The sequence below is a fragment of the Pseudomonas sp. URMO17WK12:I9 genome, from assembly GCF_900230165.1.
Classification (GTDB): domain Bacteria; phylum Pseudomonadota; class Gammaproteobacteria; order Pseudomonadales; family Pseudomonadaceae; genus Aquipseudomonas; species Aquipseudomonas fulva.
In genome coordinates, this window is record NZ_OCMQ01000001.1 from 59,087 (window position 1) to 84,251 (window position 25,165).

Sequence of the window (25,165 nt, forward strand, 5' to 3'; positions counted from 1 at the left end):
GTCAACTCCGACATTACGCGATCACTGTGGGAGCGGCCTTGCCGGGGCGCTCCTACAGGGAGCGGAGTCAGCGCTACACCGTGCCGTCCCGTGAGGGCGCGGTCGGCCAACCCGCTCAACAGCCATGCTTGCGCCGCAACGGCGCCAGCAGGTCAGCCAGGCCGTTATGATCGACCTCATGCATCAACGCCAGCAACTCCCCTAGCTCTCCTGTGGGAAAGCCCTTGCGCGCAAACCACGCCAGGTAATCGCCCGGCAGGTCGGCAATGATCCTGCCTTGGTATTTGCCGAACGGCATGCTGCGGGTCACCAGCAGTTCGAGACGTTCCGGGTTGAACATTTTCGTACTCGTCATAAAGACGCCCACCATACTGCAAACTGCACGACCCACCTAGGCAGATCATGCAGAACGCGATGCATGGCAATTTGCCTTTATCTTTTAAGCTGCTGATTTAAAAGACTTTATTTTTTTTGGAAAGCTGGCACGAAGGCTGCTCCTGTCTACTTATCAACCCTCAAGGAGTTTGAGTCATGAGCGATACCAATAAAGACGTGATCGATATTCTCAACGACCTGATCGAATACAGCAAAGATGGCCAGAAAGGCTTTCTGAAATCGGCAGAAGACGTCAAGAATCAATACCTCAAAGGCTTCCTGACCGAGCGCGCCACTGGTTGCGGCAAAGCTGTTAAGGAGCTTCAGGACGAGGTCCGTAAATTGGGCGGTGACCCGGAGACGTCCACCAGCTTCACCGGTGACCTGCACCGTGCCTGGATCGAACTTAAGACAGCCTTCACCAGCCATGATGACGAGGCGGTGATGAACGAGACCGAGCGTGGCCAGGACTATGCCCTGAAGGCGTACCGTCAAGCCCGTGAAAAGCTCGTCAAGCTCAACGTCCCTGCCGCAGCAAGCAGCCTGGACCTGGTCGATCGTCAGCTCCAAGGCGTGCAGCAAAATCATGATGAAGTAAAGGCGCTGCGTGACAAGGTCCGCGCTCATTCCTAAGTGACCGGGCCTTCTACCCGGTTGCGGCCGTTGGCCTTTGCCCGGTAGAGCGCTTCATCCGCCCCATCCAGCATGGCTGCAAGGTCTTGCTGGGTGTGTGCGTTGAGGCTGCCAATACCGATGCTCACCGTGACCGGTTGGGTATCGTCACCAAAAGGTGCGAGTCGTGCGACGCTGCGGCATATTCGTTCCGCCAGCATCCGTGCCCCTTCCACGTCGGTTTCCGGCAGTACCACCTGAAATTCCTCCCCGCCATACCGGGCGGCCAGATCGGCCGGCCGACGGATACAGGCCTCGATGGCCTTGGCCACTTCGCGCAGTACATGGTCACCGCCCGCATGGCCGTGGCGCTGATTGAACGCCTTGAAATGATCCATATCCACCATCAGCACCGTCAGTGGTTGGCGCGTACGCTGTGCACGTGCCCATTCAAGGCGCAGCACTTGGTCCAGGTGCCGGCGGTTGGCCAGGCCGGTCAGGCTGTCGGTCGCGGCCAAGGTCGCCAGGCGCTGTTCAGCCTGGAAACGGCGACGCAGCTCGCGACTGAGCAGCCAGGTCAACCAGATGATGCCCGCACACAGCAGCCCGGTGGCAACGCTGACCAGCAGTGCCGTACGGCGCCAGGACGCGAACACCTCGTCGGTGGCATGTACCACCAGCACGATCAGCGGCAAGTCGCCCACGCGGGCAAAGGTATACATGCGCTCGCCGTCATCCCCGGCGGAGGCCGCGACGAAGCTGCCACTCTGCTGCCCGAGTATTCGCTGGAAATTGGGTTTGCCGGCATGCTGGCTACCGACCGATGGATCGGAGGGGCCCATGGGCTGGCGGGCCAGAAGCTGGCCTTCGACGTTGAGCAGGTTCACGCTGCTGTTGGCGCCGATATCCAGGCGTTTGAACAGATCGGTAACGTAGCCAAGGCGCAGCGCGCCAGCCGCGATGCCTGCGAAATCACCGTTCGGGTCGGTGATGCGCCGGCTGAAACTGGTGCACCAGTCCAGGTCGCCCAATCGGGCCTTGAACGGCGGCCCCACCAGCAGGGTGGTGTTGGGGTTGTGCAAATGGGTCTGGAACACGCCTGTGTCCCGGAAGTTGGCCTTGCGCGGTACGCTGCTGGTCGAATCGCCTACCACGTCACCGTTGCTGTTCAGCCACAGTACATCCCCACGCTTGCGGTCGGCGAAGGTGTCATCGAACAGCAGCCGCTGGCGCAGGGGGCCGGGTACGGAGGGCAGCTCCTTGCGGCCTACCGCCCAGATCAGCCTTTGCAGGGCCTGATCGTAAAGCTCGACATTGCGCAAAATGTCACTTTCGATCAATTGCACGATGTTGTTGGCCGAGCGTACGGCCGATTGCTCCACGCTTTCACGCTCGCGCATCAGCAAGTAGCTGACGATGGCCACGATGGCGAACACGGCCAGGCAACTGCCCAGCACGAGAGCAAGTTCGGGGTGCGACCGGGAAGGGGGGAGGCGTAACGGTGAGGTAGGCATGGTCGCGACTGCTGGGGGCCATTTGCGGCGGCGACATTCTAGGCAAGTGAAGATTGTCGGACAAGTTCGCCCGACGGAATTACCGTGCGGCAGGGGTTCCCCTGCCGCGCTGATCAGCCAGTGATTGCAGTGACTGTCAGAACACGTTCAAGGGATAGTCGACAATCACGCGCATCTCGTCGTTGTTGCTGTTGCCGTCAATCGAGGCGTAGCCCTGGCCGCCGCGGTGCGTGGCATACCGTACCAGTACCGAGAGGTCTTTGAGGTCGCCTTCCTGGAACACGTACTTGATGTCCAGGTCGCGTTCCCAGTGCTGGGCATCCTTGCCATCGGCCCGGTAGTAATCGTAGTGGCTGTTGCCCTGGGCGGCCTTGGTCAGGTCGGCCTTGCCCCGCGAGTAAGACAGCGATGCGCTCAAGCCGGGCAAGTCGAGGCCGGCGAAGTCGTACCCGTACTGAAGTTTCCAGGACCGCTCGTTCGGCGCGTTGAAGTCCGAATACATGCGCGAGTTGTCCAGGTAGACGCTGTCACCGAGGTTGATGTAGTCGAACGGGGTATCGCCGTTGACCCGCTGATAGGCGGCCGTCACGGTATGGGCGCCCGCATTGAGTGTCAGGTGAAGGCTGTAGGTATTGTTGTCGATGCTGCCCAGCAAGGCCCGGCCTGTGTCTTGCGTGTGATAAAAGTGGGCGCCAGGGTTGAGGCTGACCTGCTCGTTGACCACGTAGGTGTAGTCGAAGTCGGCGTAGTACTGGTTCCAGATGTCCTTCAGTTCGGCCGCATACACGCTGGTAGTGATGTTGGGTGTACCGCTCCAGGCTGCGCCCGCCCAGCTCAGGTGCTTGCTCTTGCCGCGCTCATCCAGCGAGCCATAGTAGGTATCGATACGGCGGTGGCCGCTTTGGTTGTAGGGCTTGGTGAAACTGACCTTGCCACCCTCAAGCAGCAGCCCCTCGACGCTGGTGTTGATCAGGCTGATACCCCGGAACGTCTGCGGCAGCATGCGGGTTTCGCCACCGGCGATCACGGGGTTGGTCAAGAACAGGTCGCCGGCCTTGAACTCGGTATCCAGCGCCTTGAGCTTGAGCGCCGCGCCTGCTGTGGAAAACGAATGCGGGGCAGCGCCCAGTTCGCCGTCGCCTTTCACATGTGTAGGCAGAATGCTGGTGCCTGCATGACCACCGCCACCGTCCAGCTTAACCCCCAGCATGGCGTGCGCGTCGAGACCGAAACCGACAATGCCTGGCGTGTAACCGGATTCGAAGCGCGCCACTGCCCCTTGACCCCATTCCCGCGTATCGCGTGCACCCTGATTGTGGGAGTCGCGGTTGAAATAAGCATTGCGCAGGTGCAGGTTCAACGACGAACCCGCTATGAAACCCTCGGCATTGTCATCGGTGGCCTGGGCCGTGACGGGAATACTTGCACTGAGCGCAATGAAAAGCGGGGTGAAGCGAAACGCGAAAGACACCGGTATTGACTCCTTGATCGGTAGGCGGGGCAGTGCTTGTTGTAGGAGATGGTCATGCTTGTTGCATGACGAATCTGCCAGGGGAAAACCCAGCGCATACGAAAAAAAGCCGCTGATAGGGCAGCGGCTTTTTAGAGGCTAACATATTGAAACAGATGAATCCCATGGCGCATGTTGAACGCGCCGAGGCGTAGGCTCAGCTGTCGGCGTCGGTATCGACAACCGCTTTGGACGCTGTCTGCTGCGAGGCTTTGACCGTCTCGGCATGCTGGGCGGTCACTGTTTCGCGGGCGTCCTGATGGGCCGCTGCGAACTCGGCGTTGCGGGCCACGAATGCAGGCGACTCTTCGGCCATGGCCAGGGGGGACAACAACAGGGACGACAGGACGAACACGCTGGCAATACCCATACTGTTGGACATTTCTAACTACCTTCTTGCGGTGCAAGTGCTAATGAGGACAGGGGTAAAGTTAGTCGTGTGAAGGCAGTTTAAACAGAGCGAAGTTGGATAAGCACTGTTGCGTAAAAGGTAAGTATCGGGGCTGGAATGGCGCAGATTGTCGTTGAAATGCCCGGTTTAGAGCCTTGTAGCGTGACGAAAGACAAGGCGCTCAGTGGGCGGTGTGAACACACCCTGTGAAAGGATCACCGAACCTTGTGAGTCGCGAAGCTGTGTGGCACGGCCACTGCGTAGGCCACTACAGCCGCAGCGGCGCCCCTGACCGGGTAAAACGGGCTGACGGTGTTCAAGCCAACATCACCCGTCCTGCCCCTAGAACCCGATAAAGGCGTAATAAACCGGTGGCTGGTCAGTCACCTGCACCCCAAGTGCCTGTAACTGGGCCTGCAATACAGCGTCTTCGACATGCAGAGCCCAAGACCCCCCTGTGTCCTGAGGATGCTCTGCAAGGGCTGTGGCAAATGCCTGCATGTCAGGCAGGTAGGCCGTGAAGCCGTTGCCCTTGAGCGCGCTGGTGGTCATGCCCAGTGCTTGGCAGACCGCCACCTTGGCCGCAATGTCTTCCCTGTCTGCCTGCCGAGAGGCCTGCACCAGCGCCTGCAACTCGGCATCGACCAGCTGTGTGCCGTGAATCAGCTCAGGCCCCTGTTGCCAGGCCTCGGGTGGGCAATCCTTGCTCTCGGGCCGCAAGGGAATGTGCGGGTTGATTTCAACCGGATAGATCCTGCACACCAGTGGGCGCTGGTCGTAAATGGCGCACAGGTCGTTGTCGTCCAGGTAGCGGCAACGGCCAGGGTTGAAGGCCGCGAAGGTCACCGACACCCGGACCTGGCCGTCGGCACTGGGCACGGCATGAGAGCGCAACAGCACATGTTCGCGTTGCTCAGGGGGCATGCCAGGGCCGTCCACCACGAATGCCTCTAACAGCACTATCACCTGCCCGCCGTCACGGGCCCAGCGCTGCGACTCGGCCAGGGTCAGGGGCACATGGTGGCCGCTGCAGCACTTGCCGCAGCCGGTGCAGGCGAAACGCAGGCTATCGCTCACTTGGTTTGCGGGCTCCATTCACTCACATACGCCCGCTGTTGCTTGCGGTCATACAGGCACAACTCGGTACCGGTTCGCTGCTTCATGTGCTTTTGCGGGTACAGGCCTTCGACCAGCAGGGCGCTCATGCCGGTCTGGTCGTCGAATTCGGCGGGCTTGCTACGGGCATGGGCGTTCTTGAACTGGCTGGCAGCCAGGCAGGCCTTGAGCATTTGCTGGCGGTGCTCGTTCCAGGCCTGGTTGCTGGAAGCCTGGACGAGGCCGCTGAACAGGGCGCAACTGATCAGGATGAGGCTGATACGTTTCATGCGTGGCTTCCTGTTGGTTGCGAAAGGGGTATGGAAGTATGCCCCAGTCAGTCCGAGGGGCAAACCCGCTGCCGTGTGGGCAGGTCAGCGCTCGGCGAAGACCACCGCCCGCGCCGCCACCACCAGGCAGTCGGTCAACTCCGGGGACGAGAACTTGGTCAAGATGGCATTGGCCCCGGCCTGGGTCGCCTTTTCGCTGCTCATGGCGCTGTCCAGCGAGGTGTGCAGCAGCACATACACGTGCTGGAAATCCGGGCTTTCGCGCAGGCTGCGGGTGAAGGCATAGCCGTCCATCTCGCTCATCTCGATGTCCGAGACGATGACATTGATCTCCTGCGCCGTGCCTTGCAGCTCCAGCAGAATGCCGATGGCGTCCTTGGCACTGCGGGCGGTGCGGCATTCGATCCCCAGGTTGCGCAGGGTATGCACCGACTGTTGCAGGGCGACGTTGCTGTCGTCGACCACCAGGATGTTGGCGGCAGCCAGCAGGCTGGCGTCCTCGACGCTCAGGCCACTGGCGGGCAATTCGACGGGGGGCGGGGCGATGCCGTGAATGACCTTCTCGATGTCGAGCACCTGCACCAAGGTGTTGTCCACGCGGGTGACGCCCGTGATGAACGACTGTTTGCCCGCACCGTACGGCGGCGGTTTGATGTCGGTGCTCAGGCAGTGCACGATGCGGCTGACCGCTTGCACGTGCAGGCCCTGGCGTGAGCGGCTGATCTCGGTGACGATCAAACACCCGCCGTTGGGGTCGGCCAGCGGTTGCTCGCCAATGGCGCGGGACAGGTCGATCACCGACAGCGGATGCCCGCGCAAGGTCGCCACGCCTTTGACATGCGGGTGGGACTCGGGAAGCTTGGTCAGCGCCGGGCACGGAATGATTTCGCTGACCTTGAGCAGGTTGATTGCCATCAGCTTGCCGCTGCGCAGGGTGAACAACAGCAGGGACAACGCGTCCGCGCGGGCATTTTGCTTGGCCATGGTGACCTTCGGTGGGGAACAGGGGATGACAGGTTATCGGCCTGTTCCGTAAAGGCTTTAGGGGCGCTTGCGCTAACGCTCGCGCAAGGCTTCCTTGGCTCGGTTCAGGGGTTTGATGAGGTAGTCGAGTATCGTCTTCTCCCCGGTGCGAATATCCACCGTGGCGATCATCCCTGGCACGATTGCAAACTGCTTGCCGGCCTTGTTCTGCAGGCTGTCCTGTTCGGTGCGAATGAACACCCGGTAATAGTAGATTTCAGGTTTGACCTCGTCTTGCAGAGTATCCGGCGAAATCCCCACCACCTTGCCGTCCAAGCCGCCATACACCGAGTAGTCGTAGGCGCTGATCTTCACTTTGGCGGCCTGATCGGGGTGAATGAAGGCAATGTCCCGTGGCGCGATGCGGGTCTCGATCAGCAGGCGCTCATCCATCGGCACGATCTTCATCACCTGGCCACCTGGCTGCACCACACCGCCCAGGGTGTTGACCTCGATGTCCTTGACGATACCCCGCACCGGCGAGCGCAAGGTCAGGCGCGTCAATGAGTCGCTGCGGCCACGGATTACCTCCGACAGGCTGTCGGCCTCGGCACTGGCCTTGGCCAGTTCCTCCCTGGCCCGCACCAGATACTCCGAGCGTGCCTCGGTGGCCTTGAGCTCCAGTTCCGAGCGCTGGCGGTTCAGGCGGATGACCTCGACGCGGCTGGAAGCGCCCATCTTCGCCAGGTTTTCGGTGATCTTGAGCTCGCTGCGCACCAGCCGCAGCGAGTCCTCGATACCGGCCAGCGTCTGCTCAAGACCACGGCGGCGGGTGGTGTACAGCGCCGTCTCCGCCTCGATCAGCTCGGGCGACTCGCGCAGACTAGCCGGGAATTTCAACGGCTTGCCCGTGACCTCTGCCTGCAGGCGCGCCTGGCTGGCCTTGGCGGCGCGGTACTTGGCTTCGCTTTCGCCCACGCTTGATGATGTCTTGGTCGGATCGAGCTGGGCCAGGACCTGGCCGCGCTCGACCAGATCTCCTTCGGCCACGCTCATCTGCGCGACGATCCCACCTTCGAACGACTGGATCACCTGCTCACGGGAGCTGGGGATGACCTTGCCCGTGCCGGTGGACACCTCGGTCACCTCGAACCAGGCCGCCCAGGCCAGGAATGCCGCCAGCATCACCGCGCACAGGGTGATCAGGCGCCCAGCCCGAAACACCGCCTGGTCATCCTGACCATCGAGGTAAGAGGCGGGAAGTTCATGGTTGCTCATGCCTGCGCTCCTTGCAGTTTGGCCAACGCGGCGTCGCGTGCGTCGTCGATCACGATACGGCCGCCGTCGAGCACCAGGATGCGGTCCACCCGCTGCAGCACGCTCAACCGGTGGGTGGCGATCACCAAGGTGCGGCCCTGGCAGAAGCGATCCAGGTTATCCAGCAACCGGCGCTCGGTGATGTCATCGAGCGAAGCGGTGGGCTCGTCCAGCAGCAGCACCTGCGGCTGACGCACCAGCAGCCGCGACAGCACCAGGGCCTGGCGCTGCCCACCGGACAGGCCCAGGCCGCCTTCGAGGATCAGGTGATCCATGCCTTTGGGCAGGCGACGCACGAAGTCCAGCGCACCGGTGGCCGACAGCGCCGCCACCAGCTCCTGATCGCTGGCCTGGCCGGCGCCCAGGGTCAGGTTCTCGCGCAGGGTGCCGTGGAACAGCCTGGCGTACTGGGCCAGCAAGCCCACGTCACGGCGCAGGTCGGCCGGGTCCAGGTGCGCCATGGCGATACCGTCCAGGCTCACCTCCCCCTGCATCAGGTCCATGCTACCGGCCAGCGCCTGCAGCAAGGTCGACTTGCCAGCGCCGTTGCGGCCGAGCACGGCAATGCGCTCGCCCGAGCGAATGTCCAGCTGCGCGATGTTGAGCACAGGCGGCGCCTCTTCGCTGTAGCGGAAGGTGGCCTGGCGCAAGCGGTATTCACCACGCAGGGCAGGCATGTGCACCCGTGCCTCGCCTTCGGGGTGGTCCACTGGCGACTGCATCAGCTTGTCCAGCCCTTGCAGGGCCACCTTGGCCTGCTGCCAGCGGGTCAGTACATGGGTCAGTTGGGCCAGCGGCGCCATCATGCGCGAGGCCAGCATGGAGGCGGCCACCAGGCTGCCGGTGGTCAGGTCGCCGGCGATCACCATGGGCGCGCCGATCACGATGACCACGGCGAATACGGCCCCTTGCACATTCTGCGTCCAGGCCACCAGCCCGTTGGTGAGGGTGCGCAGGCGCAGGTTGGTGTGGGCGCAGGCGGCGTTGTACTGGTTCCATTGCCGCTCGAAACGCGCTTCGGCTTGCAGGGCCTTGATCTCGTCCAGGCCCTGGATGCTCTCGACCAGCATGGCATTGCGCAACGAGGACTCACGCATCGAGGCATTGGCCAACCGTGCCAGGCGCCGCTGCGCGAGCAAGCCCGGCACCACCATCGCCACCAGGGCCACGATCGGCACGAACACCAGCACGCCGCCGATCAGCCAGAACACGAACAGGAACAGCAGGAAGAAGGGCAGGTCGGCCAGTGCCGTCGCGGTGCTGGAGGTGATCAGGTCGCGGATCGACTCCAGCTCGCGCAACTGCGAAATGAACGAGCCGGTGGACTTGGGCCGCACCGAGTTGCGCAGGCGCAGGGCGTGGCCATAGACCAGGTCGCTGACGCGCAGGTCGGCCCGCTTGCCCAACAGGTCGGTGACCTTGAGACGCAGCAGGCGCATGCTGAAGTCGAACACCAACGCCAGCACCACGCCGCCAAACAGCACATACAAGGTCGGCAGTGATTCAGCCGGAATCACGCGGTCGTAGACCTGCATCGAGAACAGCACCCCGGCCAGCGCCAGTACGTTGGCGACCAGTGAGGCGATCATCACTTGCCCGTACGGGCGCAGATCGCGCAGTACGATACGGGCGAACCAGTGCCGGTCGTACGGGGCGGTGTAGTCATCGGTGCGCACATCGCGCAGTGGCCGTGCGGGGCGCAGCAGTGCAACGCGGGTGATCCTGCCTTGCAGCGCATCGCGGGGCAGGCGCGAGGTCAGCCCTTGATCGCCTGCGAAGACCACCGCCAGGTCGTCCTCCTGGGTCACCGACTCGACCACCGCCAGTTGGCCGTCATCGAGCTCCAACACCAGCGGCGTGCGCCATTGCCGCAAGCCTTTTGCGTCGAAACGCACGAAGCGCAAGGCCAGGCCGGCTTGTCGGGCCATGTGGCGCAGGATTTCGTCCAGGGGGCGGGCATCCTCATCGGCGGCCAGGCGGATGCGCTGGGGTGACACGTCCAGACGATAATGGTGCGCGACCTGCAGCATCACCTCCAGCCAAGGGCCGAGGTCAGCGCGCGCGCTGGTGGCAGGCGCCGGGGCCTGGGCCGGTTCGGGCAGCGTCACATTGACCGGATCGCTCATGGCTGAATCTCCACACCTTGCAGGTTACGCCCCTCGAGGCCGAAGGCCGCCCGCAGGGCGCCCGTGTTGTAGAGGCAGTCCACGTCCAGACGCAGCAGGTCGGAACGGGTGCCGGCCAGTTCGAAGCGCGACTGGTAGATTTCCTGCTCGGCATTGAGCAAGTCGAGCAGGGGGCGCGTGCCCAGGTCCAGGTACTGGCGGCCATAAAGCATTCGCGCTTCCTGGATGCTGTCCTGGCGGGCCTCGAGCGAGTTCAGGCGGCGCCCCAGGCCCGCTGTTTGTGCGGTGGCCTCGGCCAGGCCGCGACGGGCCTGCAGGCGCGCGGCATCCTCGGCCGAATCGGCGGCCGTCAGGGCATAGCCGGCCGCGCGGCTGCGGGCACTGATGGAGCCGCCCTGGTAGATGGGTACCTCCACGTTGAGGTAGATACCGGCCTGGGTACGGTCCAGGCGCGAGTTGTCACGGTTGTAGTCGTTGTCCAGGTAATGGTTGACCTGCGGCTGCAACGACACGGTGGGGTAGGCCTCGGCCTTGGCCTGGGCCAGTTCGGCCTGGCCCTGGGCACGTTGGGCAAGCGCCATCAGTACCGCTGGCAGGCGCTCGTCGCCCTGACTCGGGCGCTTGCAGGCCTGGGCCAGTTCCTGAGGCGGTCGTTCGTCCAGAGAGACCGGCGTGGCACGTCCGAGCAAGGCCGCCAGGGTCGAGCGCCAGCGCTCGTACTGGGCGCTGTATTCCTCCAGCACGGCGCGGGCGCTTTGTACCCGCGATTCTGCCTGGACCACGTCAGAGCGGGTGCTGGCGCCCATGTCGCTGCGCTGGCGAGCCATGTTGGCAATGTCGCCCACCCCGCGGATCTGGTCACGGGCAATGCCGATCAGCTGCTCATAGCGGCGCGTTTCGATCCAGGCATAGGCCGTGTCGCGGGCCAGGTCATCGACCACCAGCAAAATATTGGCCTGGGCCCGGGCGGCTGCGGCCTGGGCAGCGCTGACCGCATGATCGACCTTGCCGAAGTCGTACAGCATCTGCTTGAGCGACAGGTTGATGGCCTGGCTGCTGCGGTCACCGCCGTACCCGGTGTCATAGCCGGTACGCAGCCCACCGGAGATATGCGGGTAATAACCTGCACGGGCGACGTTGATACCTTCGCCTTGCTTGTACAGGTTACCGATGGCCTCGGCGATGCTGGGGTGCCATTGCGCGGCCTGCAACACGGCCTCGGACAACCCCAAGGCCTGCGCGCCGGCTACCGGGGCCATGCCCACGGCAGGCCTTGCCGGTACCGCTTCAGGCGCGTCCCTGAGCAGGGACGGCCCGATCTGGCGTAATGCGGGGTCTATGTCATCGGCGGCCTGGGCCGCCGGTTGAAAATTCAAGACCAGGAGCCCGAAGGCTCCCAGCAACCACGGTGACAGCGTACTGCTTGGTTTCACAGAGTGTCCTTACTGCTGATCATCGTCCTTGCCCCCGGGGATGTACCCGGCGGGTTTGCAGCGGCCTCAGACCACATGGATACCGCTTTGCACCCACAAATGGTGACTCGGATCCTCCTGAGCCGTGTACTGGTTATAGTCGATACCGTCGGCAGTTTGGTTCCCCACCTTGCTCCAGGTGTCGGTCATGTGAACCGAGTCACTGTCATCCCCCTTGATGATCAGCGTGTCGCTGGCGCTGTCGGTAACCGCCACCACGTCGGCCAGGGTCAATGTGAGAGTCACTGCGCTGGTGTCGTTGAGGTCGATGGTGTCGATCTCGTGCACCCGACCGACCAGGTTGCCCAGGTCGATGCTGGCATCACCGCCATTCCAGAGCAGCGTGTCGCTACCGCTTCCCCCGTTGAGGCTGGCAAAGCCCTGGTCGCTGATCACCAGAGTATCGTTACCGGCGCCTCCGTCGAGCGTGACCGCGCTACCGGCACTGGCCACCAGCGTGTCATCGCCATCGGTGCCGGCGATCACCTCACTGGCAGCGACCGTGGCGACACCGGCCAGCGCCGCGCCCTCGTCACCGGTGTCCGCCATGATCGCAGCGGTGGCGGCAAAGCCTGTGACCGGGTCGAGGTTGATGGTGAGCGTGGCGGTGTCGGTAGTGCCGTTGGGGTGGGTCAGCTCGTAAGTGAACACCTCTTGTTGCCCGATCACCGACGAACTGAGGCCGGCATCGAGGGTATAGGCGTAGCTGCCATCGGCCTGCACCACCAAGGTCCCGTAGCTGCCCTGGACGATGGCCCCGTTGTAGCCCGGGATGGTGAAGGTGTTCGCCGCCGTCAGCACGCTCAGCACCGTCAGGGGCGAGCCCAGGTTGTCGGCGCCCGCGCCGTCGGTCAGCAGGTTGCCGGTGACCGGCGTATAGCTGCCTACCACGAACTCATTGAGGTGAGTGGCCGTGGCATTGACCGTGGTGGTCAGCGAGCTGAGTAGTCCAATGCCGCCTGCGGTGACCCGCACGTGGTAGGTGCCGGCGCCCTGGTTCTGGAAGGTGTAGCCCGCTCCCCCGCCCAGCAGAGTGACCAGTGAACCACCGCCGACGGTCTGCACCGTCACGTACTGCCCTGTGGCCGGGTTGAGCTTGAGCAGCTCGAGCGTGGTGCCGTTGAGCAGGGTCAGCAGGTTGGCAGAATTGAGCACTACCTGTACATCAGCGGTGGTGTTGGCTGCCACGGTAGTGGTGTACGTGGCCGAGCGGGTACCGAGCACCGGCAAGGACAGCGGTGAGAACGTGGTGGTGCTGCTGGTTTGCAGGTTCACCAGGCTGATGTTGGTGTTGTCGACGTCATTCACCGCGTCCACTACGGTGGCGGGCGCTGCATAGTTGGTGTTGCTCCACACCTCGGTGGCTTGTGGGCTGTCGATGCGCACGTACAGGTTGGCCGTGTCGGACTTGCCGTTCGGATGCACCAGCTGATAGCTGAACACATCCACCTTGCCGACGCTGCTCGGGCTGCCGTTGGGGGTATAGGTGTAGCTGCCATCGCCCCGTATTACCAGGGTCCCGTACTGGCCCTGCACGGTGGTAGCGCTGCCAGCGGTCACGTAGCTCCCGCCCTTGAGCACTTGCAGCACCGCGTCGCTGTCCGGCCCACGCGCATCGGTCGTGCCGTCGATACCCACATCGGTGACGACGTTGCCGGACGTCGCTGCGCCCGTACCGGTGAACTGGGTCAGGCTGGTGGTATCGACCTGCAACGTGGTGTTGACCGTGGTCAGCAGGCCGATACCGCCGCTGCCCACGGTCAGCCGGTAGTCACCGGCACGCAGCTCGCCAATGTCCACGCGCAGGCCTTGGCCCAGCGGCAGCAATACCAGGTCGAGCAAGCCCTGGCTGTTACCGGTCGCCAGCGTCACCCAGGCGCCGCTGGCATTTTTCACCTGCAAGGTGAAGGTGGCGTTGTCCAGCAGGGCCAGGGCACTGCCCGTGTTGAGCGTCAGCGTTGGATCCGCCGTTGTGCCTGCTCCCACTGTCCAGGTAAAGGTCTTGCTGAAGCCCGCCAGCAGGGTGCTGAACGAGTCCTGGTAGGTACGGCTGCTGACGACGGGCGCAAGGTTGACCACGGCGGTCGCCAGGTTGTCGCTGGCGATGACCGGCGCATCGGCGTCCACATCGGGCGCGGTGACGGTGACGTTGCCCGACACGTTGCCGCGTGGGTCGCTCAGGGTGATCGACAGCAGCTGGCCATTGTCCTGTGGTGGGTTCAAGGCCACGGTGAAGCTGCCGTTAGGCTGCACGGTACCGGTTTGCAGCACCGTGCCGGTTGCGCTGCGCACGGTGACGGTGGCGCCGGGCTCGCCGGTACCGGTCAGGCTGGTACCGTCGGCATTGACCTGCAGGTTGCCGGCGACCGCTGGCGGGGTGAAGTCCGGCGCGGTCAACGCGGTGGGCGTCGAAACGTTGCCTGCCGCGTCCGTGAGCGTGATCGACAACGCCTGGTTGTCGATCTGCGCGGCCGCCAGGCTGACCACGAACAGGCCGTTGCTGCCGACCGTGGCGGTGCCCAGCACCGTACCGGCGCCGTTGCGCACTTGTACCGTACTGCCGACCTGGCCCGAGCCGCTGACGGCGGTGCCGGTGGGGTTGATGGTGGCAATCGGCGCGGCAGGCGGCGTAGTATCGGGTGCGAGCACACTGGCGCTGCCGGACAGGTTGCCGGCGGCATCGGTCTGGCGCACCACCAGCAGTTGCCCATCGTTCTGCGGCGAGGTCAGGGCGATGGTGAAGGTGCCGTTGGCCTGCACCACACCGGTACCGACCTGGCCACCTGGGCCTTGCACGGTAACGGTAGCGCCTGCTTCGCCGTTGCCGGTCAGCACGGTGCCTGCACCGTTGACCGTCACGTTGGTCGGCGCAGCCGGTGGTTGGAGGTCAGGCGCGGTGAAGGCCGTGCTGCCAGAGGCGTTGCCCGCCCCGTCGGTCTGGCTGACGTTCAGCACCTGGCCATTCAACTGCGGTGCATTGAGGTTGATGCTGAACTCGCCTGCGGCGTTGACCTGCCCGGTGCCCAGCACCGCATTGCCGGCGCTGCGCACGGTCACGGTTGCGCCCGCTTCGCCGGTGCCGGTCAGTACCAGGCCATTGGTCGACAGCGCGGCGATGACAGGGTTTGCAGGCGGGGTGATGTCTGCCGCCACCACGAAGGTCGGCTGCGATTCGCCGCCAACCAAGGCAACGGCCGTGACGGTCAGTTGCTGCCCGTTGAGCTGTGCAGTCGTCAGTTGCAGGCTGAACGTACCGTTCAAGGTGGCGCCGCCGACACCAATCTGATTGCCTGCCGCGTCATATACCCGAATGCCTGTTCCCGAAGGCGCATTGCCCGACAAAGTCAGGCCATCGCTGGCCAGCACGACATTGGTAGGTGGTACAGGAGGGGGTGCCAACGGCGTGACAAAGGTGATGCTGGCAGACGTATTGGCCGCCGCATCGGTCTGGTAGACCACCAGCGACGCCACCGAGCCGGCAGGCGGACTGGTGACGATCTGGAAGGTCCCGGCCTCGCTGACTTCACCGGTACCGATCACCGTCCCGTTTTTGCTGATGGTAACGGTTGCGCCTGGCTCGCCACGGCCCGTGATCACGGTGAAGGTGTTGTCCACCGCCAGGTCTGTGACGGCATCGGGCGGCGAGGTATCCCGGGCCAGCAAGGTGGCCGGGAGTGAGGTGTTGCCTGCTGCGTCGATGGAGACGACGGTCAGAAGCTGGCCGTTGTCCTGGGCTGGATCCAGGGCGATCGTGAAGGCACCGCCCGCCGCCACCTGCACAGTGCCGACTTCGACACCGTCCGGCCCGCGCACGCTGATGGTGGTGCCGGCTTCGGCCGTGCCGGTGAGGGTCTGGCCGGTGGCATCGAGCACCAGGTCGCCCGGCTGCACCGGTGGGGTGAGGTCAGGCGCTTGCAATTGCACCCCCGGCGATGGGTTGCCGGTGGCGTCCTGGGCGATGAGGGTCAGCACTTCACCGTTGATCTGTGCCGGCGTCAGTGCCACCACGAAACGGCCGTCAGCGGCGACGACAACCTGGCCTACCAGATCGCCCTGGCTGTTGAGCACCGTCACGCGCGCCCCGACTTCGGCTGTGCCGACCAATTGGGTGCCGCTGCTGTTGATGGTCGCCACCACTGCTTCAGGGGGCGTGATGTCCAGTGCGGTCAGGGTGCTGACCGGCGAGACGTTCTGGGCAGCATCGGTCAGGGTCACCTGCAAGCGCTCGCCATTGAGCTGCGGGGTTTGCAGGGCGATGGTGAAGGTGCCTGCGGCGTTCACCACACCCGTGCCGATCTGTGTCGTGCCCACGAACACCCGCACGGTGGCGCCCACTTCGCCGACGCCACCGAGGGTGTCGCCGGCCGCATTGAGCCGCAACTCGGTCGCCGCTGCTGGCGGCGTCAGGTCTGGCGCCTGCACCGTGACCGCCTCGCTGACGTTGCCGGGTGGGTCGGCCTGCAGCACGGAAAGCACTTGGTTATCGATCTGAGCCGGCGACAGGTCCACACGGAAGCTGCCGTCGGCCAGGACCGTGCCCGTACCCAGCGTCACGCCCGCTGCATCCCTGACGGTTACCGTTGATCCCGACTCACCAAAGCCGGTGACCACGCTGCCATCGGCGTTGATCACTACCTGCGTCAATGGCTCTGGTGGGGTGAAATCAGGCGTTTGCAAGGTGGCGACCGGCGAGACATTACCGGCCGCATCGGCCTGGGTGAAGCTCAGCACTTCGGCGTTGGTGAGCGGCGGGTCGAGGGTCAGCGTGAAGTTGCCGCTGGCATCGACAATGGCGCTGCCGATGTCCTCACCCGCTGCATTGGTGACGGTCACTGCTGCGCCGGCTTCGCCGCGCCCTGTGATGGTGACGCCGTCACTGGAAACCGCCAGCTCTGCCGGTGCGGTTGGCGGCGTGGTATCGGGCGCGGTGATGACGCTGGCGCCCGATTGGTTGCCGGCGGCGTCGGTCAGCAGCACCTGCACCTGTTGCCCGTTGGCCTGAGGCGCAGAGAGGTTGACCTGGAAGGTGCCATCGACACGCACGGTGTCGGTGCCCAGCACACTGCCGTCGGCAGCGATCACCCGCACGGTGACGCCTGGCTCGCCTGTCCCGTTGAGCAGGCTGCCACCGCCAGCGAAGGCCAAGTCCTGTGCAGGTGTTGGCGCGGTGCGGTCTGGCGCGGTAAGGCTGACGCTGTTCGATTCGTTACCGGCCACATCGGCCTGGCTGGCATTGAGCAGCTCGCCGTCCAGTTGTGCCGTGGCCAGCGTGGCGCTGAAGTTGCCAGCGGCATCGACCACGGCGGTGCCGAGTTCGACACCACCTTCGCCAGTGATGGTCACGGTAGCGCCCGGTTCGCCGCGGCCGGTCACGACCAGGCCGTCGCCAGACAGCACCAGGCCGGTGAACAGCAGCGGCGCCGTGGTATCCGGCGCCTGCAGCGTGGCAGGTAGCGATACCGCGCCGTCGGTGCCAGTAGCGGCGATCAGCAGCACTTCGCCGTTGGCCTGCGGGCTGCCAAGGTTGACCGTGAAACTGCCGTCATTGGCCACCGGGCTGCTGCCCAGGAGTTGCCCATTGGTGCCGTACACGTTGACGGTGGTGCCGCTGGCTGCCGTTCCCGAGACCGACAGGCCGTCGGCGGCCAGGACCAAGTCTGCCGGGGTTGCCGGTGCCAAAGGCCCAGGGGCGTTGATCGATTGGGCAGGCGAGACGTTCTGTGCTGCGTCGGCTTGCACCACGCTCAAGGTTTCACCCACCAGTGCCGCAGGGCTGAGGCTGACGTTGAAGCGACCGTCGGCTGCGACCACTGCTGTGCCCAACAGGCTGCCATCGGCTGCACTGACGCGCACTGTGGCACCGGCCTCACCGCTACCCACCAGGCTTGCGCCGTCGGCGGACACGGCCAGGTTGCTGACGGCGGCTGGCGGCGTGCTGTCCGCTGCGGTATAGGGCGCAGCGGTCGAAACGTTGCCGGCAGCGTCGGTGGCGGTCACCTGCAGGGCCTGCCCGTTGGTTTGGGGCGCGTTGAGGGTTACCTGGAAGGTACCATTGGCGGCGGCGACTGCCGTGCCCAGCACGTTGCCGGCGTCGTCACGCACGGTCACCGTGCTGTTTGCTTCGGCGCTGCCGGTCATCTGCAGGCCCGACGGGGCGAGCAGCAGGTTGACCGGCGCGTCGGGGGCGGTGAAGTCCGGCGCAGTCACGGCAACCGCCACCGATGTGTTGTTGCCCGCATCGGTCTGGGTGACGCTCAGGCGCTGCGCGTTGAGCTGGGCGCTGTTCAGGGTCAGGGTAAAGCTGCCATTGGCCGCGACCAGTCCTGTACCGAGGATAGTGCCGTCGACCCCGCGCACGCTGACGGTGGCGCCTGCTTCGCCCAAGCCGGTCAGGGTCAGGCCGTTGTTGTTAAGCACCACGTTGGTCAGGGCGGCAGGGGGCGTGAGGTCTGGCGTGGTGAGGTTGACGGCGACCGAGGTATTGCCGGCGGCATCGACCTGGGTGACGCCGATGGCCTGGCCATTGGCCTGGGGCGTATCGAACACCACGGTAAAGCGGCCATCCACACCCACCGTCGCGGTTCCCAGCACGGTGCCGGAAGCGTTGCGCACCTGCACGGTGGCGCCGGGTTCACCGCTGCCGGACAGCTGCCGGCCATCGCCGCTCAACTGCGCGTCGATCACTGCCGCTGGCGGTGTGCGGTCTGGGGTCGCGAGGCTGGCCGGCGCCGACACGTTGCCGGCTACGTCGCTGAGGGTGACCTGCAGCGCGCTGCCGGTGGTCTGGGCACTGGGCAGGGTGATCTGGAACTGGCCACTCTGGTTGACGGTGCCGGTGGCCAGTACCGCGCCGCTGGCATCGCGAATCGTCACCAGCGCCCCGGCTTCACCCTGGCCGGTGACGACCGTGGCTGCGTTGTTCAAGCTCAGGTTGTTGGCAGCCAGAGGCGCCTGCAGATCGGGGGCCTGCAAGGTCGCAGCCAATGACACATTACCGGCCGCGTCCGCCTGGGTCACGATGAGGTTCTGGGCGTTGGCCACTGCCGGGACGAAGTTGACCGTGAACAAGCCATTGCTGCCTACGGTCGCGCTGCCCAGGAAGTTGCCCAAGCTATCGCTGACACGCACGGTAGCGCCCACTTCCCCCTGGCCGGTCAAGGTGCTGCCGATACGGTCGATGGCCACGCCTGTCGGTGCATCAGGCGGCGTGGTGTCTTCGGCAACCACGGTGGCTGGCACCGAGGGTTGGCCGCCTGCCGTGGCTCGCGCGGTGACCTGCAATTTCTGCGCATTGAGCTGGGCATTGAGGAAGAACACGCGGAAGATGCCGTCGGTGCCAACCGTCGCCGTGCCCAATGTGGTACCGGCGGATGTCACGGTAATCAAGGTACCGACGGTGCCCTGGCCGGTCAGGAGGAAGCCGTCTTCGCTGATCGCCAGGTTGCTAGGGGCCGCCACTTCGTTACCGGTCGGGCCCTGCAGCTGCACGTCGGTGGAGGCGTTGCCGGACGGGTCGATCACGACCACGTCGACCGTTTCGCCCGTGCTCAGGGGCGGGTCGACCGGGATCACGAAGGTGCCGTCCGGGCCGGCCGTATCACTGCCGCGCTCGGAGCCATCCGGGTTGCGGATGACCACCGTGCTGCCAGGTTCGGCCGTGCCGCCGACCGTCGTACCATCGGGGCTCACACTGACGTTGGTAGCTGGCAGCGGATCGGTGTTGTCCGGTGCTGTCACGCTGATCGGCGCCGATGCATTGCCGGTCGGGTCGGTGACCACGACGGTGACGGTCTCCCCATTGTTTTGCGCGGTGGGCAGCGTCACGCTGAAGCCGCCGTCGGCGTCTACCGGGACAGTGACTTCACCGCCGGCACTGTCGCGTACCGTGACGGTCTGGGCGCCAGGCGCGTTACCGGTCACAGTGGTGCCGTCTTCGCTGACCACCACGCCGGTGGGTTGCGCAGGTGGGGTGATGTCCGGCGCGGTGACCCGTCCTGGCGAGGAGGCGTTGCCGGCGCCGTCGATCAGTACGACATCCAGCACCTGGCCATCGAGCTGCGCAGGTGACACGGGTACGGTGAAATTACCACCCTCAGGCACCAGGATACTGCCCAGCACGGCGCCGCCAGCGCCCCGTACTTCCACCGTGGCGCCGGGCTCGCCAACGCCCTGGATGGCAGTGCCGCCCGGGGTGATGACAAGACCCGTAGCGGTTGCCGGTGGTGTGCTGTCGTCAGCCGTGAGCGTGGTTGCAGGCGACAGGTTGCCCTGTGCGTCGATGAGGATCACCGACAGCACTTCGCCATTGGTTTGCGCTGGGGTGAGAGGGACTTCGAAGTTGCCATCTACCCCTACTTCGACGCTGCCCAGCACATTGCCAGCGGCATCGCGCACCTCGACAGTGGTCCCGGCCTCACCTTGACCGCTCAGTACGTTCCCGGCGTCATTGAGCGAGAGGCCAACAGCCGCCAGAGGCGGTGCGAGGTCGGGCGCCGTCACGGTGCCCGCAGGGGACGGGTTGCCGGCAGGGTCGGTCTGTATGATCGACAGGTCCTGGCCACCGAGCTGCGCGGGTACCAGGGTGACGCTGAAATTGCCATCGGCTTGAACCTCGGCAGTGCCCAGCACGATGCCAGCCACACCGGTCACCGTGACTTGTGCGCCAGGCTCGCCCGTGCCGGTCACGAGGGTGCCATCGGCTGATACCAGCAGGGTGCCGGGTAGGGCAGGCGGTTCGTTGTCCGGTGCAGTCAGATCGACGGCTTGGGACAGGTTGCCGGCAGCATCACGCTGTTCGACACTCAGCACTTGGCCATTGGTCTGCGCGGGGTCGAGCGTGACCGAGAAGGCGCCATTGCCGCCTACCTGGGCGAAGCCCAGCACGGCGCCGTTCGGCGCGCGTACGGTCACCGTGGCGCCGGCTTCGCCAGTACCGCTCACCGCGCTGCCTGCGCCGTTGATGACCGCATCGGTAACCTGCTGAGGTGGCGTGGTATCCGGCGCCGTGAAGGGTACAGGCCCTGCGCTGTTGCCCAGGTTGTCGGTGGCTTCCACGCTCAAGCTTTCGCCGTTGCGCTGGGCAGCGGACAGGGTGACGTCGAAGCGTCCGTCAGCGCCCACGGTTGCGCTGCCCAACACAGCGCCGTCTGCGTCGCGGACGGTGATGATCGAGCCGACCTGACCCACGCCGGTGAGGTGGATACCCGCCGTGTCGATGGCCAACGCAGAAGGCTGCAGCGGGCCGTCCAGATCAGGCGCCGTGAGGGTGGCGCTGGAGGTGTTGCCGGCGCCATCGCGCACGGTGACTTCCAGGGTCTGGCCATCGGTTTGTGGTGGCGTCAGCTGCACGCTGATAACGCCGTTGGCACCGATTTGAGCCGTGCCGAGCACGTTGCCATCGGCATCGGTGACCTGCACCGTGGCTCCTGCCTCGCCCCGTCCGGTCAATACGCTGCCATTGGTGTTCAACTGCAGCTCGGTAGGTTCATTGGGGGCCGTGATGTCGGGAGCGACGATCTGCACGGGCAGCGAGGGGGTGCCGTCGCCGTCGACGGCGACCACATCCAGGGTTTCGCCGTTCGCCTGGGCCGGTGTGATCCCCACGGTGAAGCTGCCGTCAGGGTTGGCCTGAACGGTGCCGATGACATTGCCCTGGGCATCGCGTACTTCAACCTGAGCGTTGCCCGGTGCGGTGCCACTGACCGAGGTGCCGTCCCCAGCCACCACGATATCGGTCGGGCTGGCCGGTACAGGGGCTTGCGAAACGGTGACGTCTATCACCGTGGAGGTATTGCCAGCTGCGTCGGTCTGCACCAGCGAGATGGCCTGGCCGGCCGCCAGCGGCGCATCGAGGTTGACGACGAAGGTGCCGTTGACCGCGACAGTCCCCGTGCCGATGACCAGGCCCTCATCATTGCGCACCTGTACGGTGGCGCCCGGTTCACCCCTGCCTGCGACGGCGAGGCTTCCCGCACCTGCTTGCACGTTGCTGACCGGCACTGGCGGCGTGATGTCGGGGGCGACATAGCCCAGCGGCACCGAGCTGTTACCCGCAGCGTCGGTCACGGTCACGGACAGGGCCTGACCGTTGGCCTGCGGCGGGTCGAGTGTGAGGTTGAAGGTGCCGCCGGGCTGGGCGATGGCGCTACCGATCAGGGTGCCAGCGGCGTCGCGCACTTCAACGCGCGCGCCGGCCTCGGCAGTACCGCTCAAGGTCACGCCGTTTTCCAGCGCCAGATTGGCAGGCTGCAGCGGCGCCACCTGGTCAGGCGCGGCCAGCGAGCTTGGCGCCGAGACGTTGCCCGCTGCATCGGTAAGGGTGACCTGGAGCGCCGAGCCGTCAATCACCGGCGTCTGCAACTGCACCACGAAGGTACCGTCGGCTTGTACCGTGCCGCTTGCCAGCAGCTGCCCCTGATCATTGCGCACTTGCACGGTGGTGCCGACTTCGCCGCGCCCGGAAACGGTGGCGCCATTGGCACTGATCACAAGGTCGGTGGCAGGTTGTGGCGGCGTGGTGTCGCCCCCGTTGTCAATCACAGGCGCAGTGACCGAGCCTGGCAACGAGGCATTGCCGGCGGCATCGGTGGCATTGACCTGCAAGACCTCGCCGTCGACCTGTGGCGGATTCAGGGTGATGCTGAAGACACCGGTTGCACCCACCACGGCTGACCCCAGCACAGTGACCCCGTCAGCGGCCAGCACACGCACGGTGCTGCCTGCTTCGGCGCGCCCCGTGACCACGCTGCCGTCGCCATTGACTTGCAACTCGCCGGGGATGGCTGGTGGCGTGATGTCCGGCGCCGTCACCTGCACAGGCAGGGAGGCGTTTGCTGCGCCATCGATGGCCACCACGTCGAGCAGTTCGCCGTTGGCCTGAGCCGGGTTGAGCACCACGGTGAACGTGCCACCGGCACCTACCACCACACTGCCGACTACGTTGCCATCGGCATCACGTACCTGCACCTGGCTGCCTGCCGGGGCCGTGCCGCTGATGCTGGTGCCGTCGTCGGCCACCACCAGACCGCTCGGGCTGGCCGGGGCCGGAACAAGGGGGACGTCGAACAGCAGCGGTTCGGACGCATTGCCGCTGGGGTCGGTCTGCACGAGATTCAGGCGTGCGCCGGGCTGGGCGGGTGGGTTGAGTTCGAGCAGGAAGGTCCCGTTGCCACTCACGGTGCTGCTGCCGATCACAGTGCCGGTCGCATCGCGCACTTCCACGCGCGCGCCCGCTTCGCCTCGACCGGCCACGGTCAAGCCGGCGTTGCCCACCACGACATTGCTTACCGCAGCCGGCGGCGTGATGTCCGGTGCTTCGAACTGCAGCGGGGTCGAGGCGTTGCCGGCGGCGTCCACCAGGCGTACATCGAGTGCTTCGCCGTTGGCCTGCGCGGGTGCCAGGATGAGACTGAAGTTGCCGTTTGCATCCACCAGGCCGGTGCCGATCACGGCCCCACCAGCGGTGCGTACTTGCACCGTTGCGCCAGGCTCGCCACGACCGGTAAGCGTGATGCCGCCTTCAAGGGCAAGCTCGGTTGGCTGGGCGGGCGCCAGCAGGTCGGGGCTGACCACGGTGGCGGGGGTGGAGGCGTTGCCGGCGGCATCGGTGAGCACGACTTGCAGGGTGCTGCCGTCCTTGACCGCAGGGTCCAGGTTGAGCTGGAAGGTGCCGTCGGCATTGACGGTTCCGCTGGCCAGCAGATTGCCTTGGCCATCGCGTACCTGCACCGTAGCGCCAGCTTCACCGCGCCCGTTCAGTTGCGCGCCGGCAAGGTTGATGGTCAGGCCCGTGGCAGGTGCAGGCGGGGTGTTGTCCACGGCATCGATATCCGGCGCGGTGACATTACCCCCAGCAGAGGTGTTGCCCGCTGCGTCGGTGGCCGTGACCTGCAAGACCTCGCCGTCGACCTGTGGCGGGTTCAATGTGATGCTGAAGCGGCCAGTGGCGCCGACCACTGCGCTGCCCAATACCGTGGTGCCATCGGCAGCCAGCACACGCACGGTGCTGCCGGGTTCGCCACGTCCGCTGAGCACCGTGCCGTCGGCATTGATGGCCAGTTCGCTTGGCGTTGCAGGCGCAGTGATGTCCGGGGCGATGATCTGGGTGGGCAGGGAAGAAAGCCCTGCACTGTCGATCGCGACCACATCGAGCAATTCGCCGTTGGCTTGTGCGGGTGCCAGCTCGACGGTGAAGCTGCCGTCAGGGCCTGCGACTGCGCTGCCAAGCAACGCACCGTCCGCCCCGCGCACTTCCACCCGAGTGCCTGCCGGGGCGGTGCCGGTGAGGGCGGTACCGTCTTCGGACAGTGCCAGCTCAGCAGGGCTGGCGGGTGGATTGGTCGCCGGCACCGCGATTGTCACGGGGATAGAAGCATTGCCGCTGGGGTCTACCTGAATCAGCCTCAGTTGCTCACCGGCCTGCGCGGCAGGGTCGAGGTTTACCAGGAATGTGCCGTTGGCGGTGACTACGCCGCGACCTAGCAGATTGCCATCGATGTCACGCACTTCAACTGTGGCACCGGCTTCGCCACGACCACTGAGTGCGGTCCCCCCTTGGCCGACCAGAAGATTGGTCACGGCTTCGGGTGGGGTGATGTCCGGGGCATCGAACTGCAACGGGTCAGACGTGTTGCCAGCTGCGTCTACCAGGCGCACGTCCAGCGCCTGGCCGTTGGCCTGGGCAGGAGAGAGGGTGACCGTGAACAGGCCGTCGTCACCCACGATTGCCGAGCCGATCACGGTACCGGTTGCGGTACGGACCTGCACGATGGCACCCGCTTCACCGCGACCGGTCAGGGTCACGCCGCCAGCCAAGGCCAGGTCGGTTGGCTGCGCCGGGGCAATCAGGTCAGGGGAGGTAACGGTCGCGGGCTGGGACACGTTCCCCGCGGCATCGGTGAGCGTGACCTGCAGGTCGCTGCCGTCCTTGACGGCGGGGTCCAGGTTGACAGTGAAGGTGCCATCGGCGGCCACGGTGCCTGTTGCAATCAGGTCACCGGCCGCATTACGCACTTGGACGGTAGCTCCGGCTTCACCGCGACCGCTCAACTGAGTACCCGCCACACCCACGACCAGGTTGGAAGCCGCTTCAGGCGGCGTTGTATCGCCACCGCCATCGATATCCGGTGCGGTGACCGAACTGGCCTGGGATGCATTGCCTGCGGCATCGGTGGCAGTGGCTTGCAGCACTTCGCCGTCTACCTGAGCCGGGTTCAAGGTGATGCTGAACACGCCGGTAGCGCCGACGACCGCCGAGCCCAGCTCGGTGCCGTCAGCGGCCAGAATACGCACGGTGCTACCCGGCTCGGCGCGGCCCGTGACCACGGTGCCGTCGGCGCTCACCGCCAGCTCCGCGGGGGAGGCAGGCGCTGTGATATCGGGGGCGGTGATTTGAGCGGGCAGTGACGACACATCGTCGGCGATGGCCACCACATCCAGCAGTTCGCCATTGGCCTGAGCGGGGTTCAGGTCGATGCTGAAGCTGCCGTCGGCATTGGCGAT

Annotated in this window: 12 protein-coding genes; 1 reads left to right on the forward strand and 11 read right to left on the reverse strand. The window is 65.2% G+C overall.

Annotated features, from left to right (window positions below):
- Positions 1 to 115 precede the first annotated feature (115 nt).
- Positions 116 to 340 (reverse strand): DUF3820 family protein, encoded by a 225-nt coding sequence (locus CRP40_RS00280; protein WP_027916579.1) that lies wholly within the window; start codon positions 338 to 340, stop codon positions 116 to 118.
- A 191-nt stretch (positions 341 to 531) separates the two neighbouring features.
- Here CRP40_RS00280 and CRP40_RS00285 point away from each other — a divergent pair, with 191 nt between their 5' ends.
- Positions 532 to 1,008 carry a PA2169 family four-helix-bundle protein gene (locus CRP40_RS00285; protein ID WP_027916578.1) on the forward strand — a complete coding sequence of 159 codons (477 nt, stop codon included), beginning with the start codon at positions 532 to 534 and terminating at the stop codon, positions 1,006 to 1,008.
- On the opposite strand, the gene CRP40_RS00290 is transcribed toward CRP40_RS00285, so the two are convergent.
- The 10 genes from CRP40_RS00290 to CRP40_RS00335 form a co-directional block, all read right to left on the reverse strand.
- Complete coding sequence (locus CRP40_RS00290; protein ID WP_027916577.1) at positions 1,005 to 2,501, reverse strand: diguanylate cyclase; 1,497 nt, start codon at positions 2,499 to 2,501, stop codon at positions 1,005 to 1,007. The genes CRP40_RS00285 and CRP40_RS00290 overlap by 4 nt on opposite strands.
- Positions 2,502 to 2,637: 136 nt before the next feature.
- Positions 2,638 to 3,972, reverse strand: coding sequence for an OprD family porin (locus CRP40_RS00295; RefSeq protein ID WP_027916576.1), 1,335 nt, complete (start codon positions 3,970 to 3,972; stop codon positions 2,638 to 2,640).
- A 196-nt stretch (positions 3,973 to 4,168) separates the two neighbouring features.
- Positions 4,169 to 4,393, reverse strand: a complete 225-nt coding sequence (locus CRP40_RS00300) for a hypothetical protein (protein ID WP_027916575.1) — start codon at positions 4,391 to 4,393, stop codon at positions 4,169 to 4,171.
- 351 nt (positions 4,394 to 4,744) lie between these two features.
- Positions 4,745 to 5,479, reverse strand: coding sequence for a YkgJ family cysteine cluster protein (locus tag CRP40_RS00305; protein ID WP_027916574.1), 735 nt, complete (start codon positions 5,477 to 5,479; stop codon positions 4,745 to 4,747).
- A complete protein-coding gene (locus CRP40_RS00310) occupies positions 5,476 to 5,787 on the reverse strand; it encodes a hypothetical protein (protein ID WP_027916573.1) in 312 nt (103 codons plus the stop codon). The genes CRP40_RS00305 and CRP40_RS00310 overlap by 4 nt, the downstream gene beginning before the upstream one ends.
- 84 nt (positions 5,788 to 5,871) lie before the next feature.
- The gene (locus CRP40_RS00315) at positions 5,872 to 6,771 is read right to left on the reverse strand and encodes a chemotaxis protein (protein ID WP_027916572.1); all 900 of its coding nucleotides are present in this window, start codon (positions 6,769 to 6,771) and stop codon (positions 5,872 to 5,874) included.
- 72 nt (positions 6,772 to 6,843) lie between these two features.
- The gene (locus CRP40_RS00320) at positions 6,844 to 8,028 is read right to left on the reverse strand and encodes an HlyD family type I secretion periplasmic adaptor subunit (protein WP_023534727.1); all 1,185 of its coding nucleotides are present in this window, start codon (positions 8,026 to 8,028) and stop codon (positions 6,844 to 6,846) included.
- Positions 8,025 to 10,193, reverse strand: coding sequence for a type I secretion system permease/ATPase (locus CRP40_RS00325; RefSeq protein WP_027916571.1), 2,169 nt, complete (start codon positions 10,191 to 10,193; stop codon positions 8,025 to 8,027). The genes CRP40_RS00320 and CRP40_RS00325 overlap by 4 nt, the downstream gene beginning before the upstream one ends.
- Positions 10,190 to 11,626: a TolC family outer membrane protein gene (locus tag CRP40_RS00330; RefSeq protein WP_027916570.1), complete on the reverse strand. Its 1,437-nt coding sequence runs from the start codon at positions 11,624 to 11,626 to the stop codon at positions 10,190 to 10,192. The genes CRP40_RS00325 and CRP40_RS00330 overlap by 4 nt, the downstream gene beginning before the upstream one ends.
- Positions 11,627 to 11,692: 66 nt before the next feature.
- The coding region (locus CRP40_RS00335) for a BapA/Bap/LapF family large adhesin (RefSeq protein WP_239930188.1) at positions 11,693 to 25,165 on the reverse strand (13,473 nt) is incomplete at its 5' end.

Bases quoted from the DNA above. Each gene is read 5' to 3' on its own strand.
- CRP40_RS00290 (WP_027916577.1), bottom strand. From the start codon at position 2,501: ATGCCTACCTCACCGTTACGCCTCCCCCCTTCCCGGTCGCACCCCGAA.
- CRP40_RS00320 (WP_023534727.1), bottom strand. From the start codon at position 8,028: ATGAGCAACCATGAACTTCCCGCCTCTTACCTCGATGGTCAGGATGAC.
- CRP40_RS00310 (WP_027916573.1), bottom strand. From the start codon at position 5,787: ATGAAACGTATCAGCCTCATCCTGATCAGTTGCGCCCTGTTCAGCGGC.
- CRP40_RS00315 (WP_027916572.1), bottom strand. From the start codon at position 6,771: ATGGCCAAGCAAAATGCCCGCGCGGACGCGTTGTCCCTGCTGTTGTTC.
- CRP40_RS00285 (WP_027916578.1), top strand. From the start codon at position 532: ATGAGCGATACCAATAAAGACGTGATCGATATTCTCAACGACCTGATC.
- CRP40_RS00300 (WP_027916575.1), bottom strand. From the start codon at position 4,393: ATGTCCAACAGTATGGGTATTGCCAGCGTGTTCGTCCTGTCGTCCCTG.
- CRP40_RS00325 (WP_027916571.1), bottom strand. From the start codon at position 10,193: ATGAGCGATCCGGTCAATGTGACGCTGCCCGAACCGGCCCAGGCCCCG.
- CRP40_RS00280 (WP_027916579.1), bottom strand. From the start codon at position 340: ATGTTCAACCCGGAACGTCTCGAACTGCTGGTGACCCGCAGCATGCCG.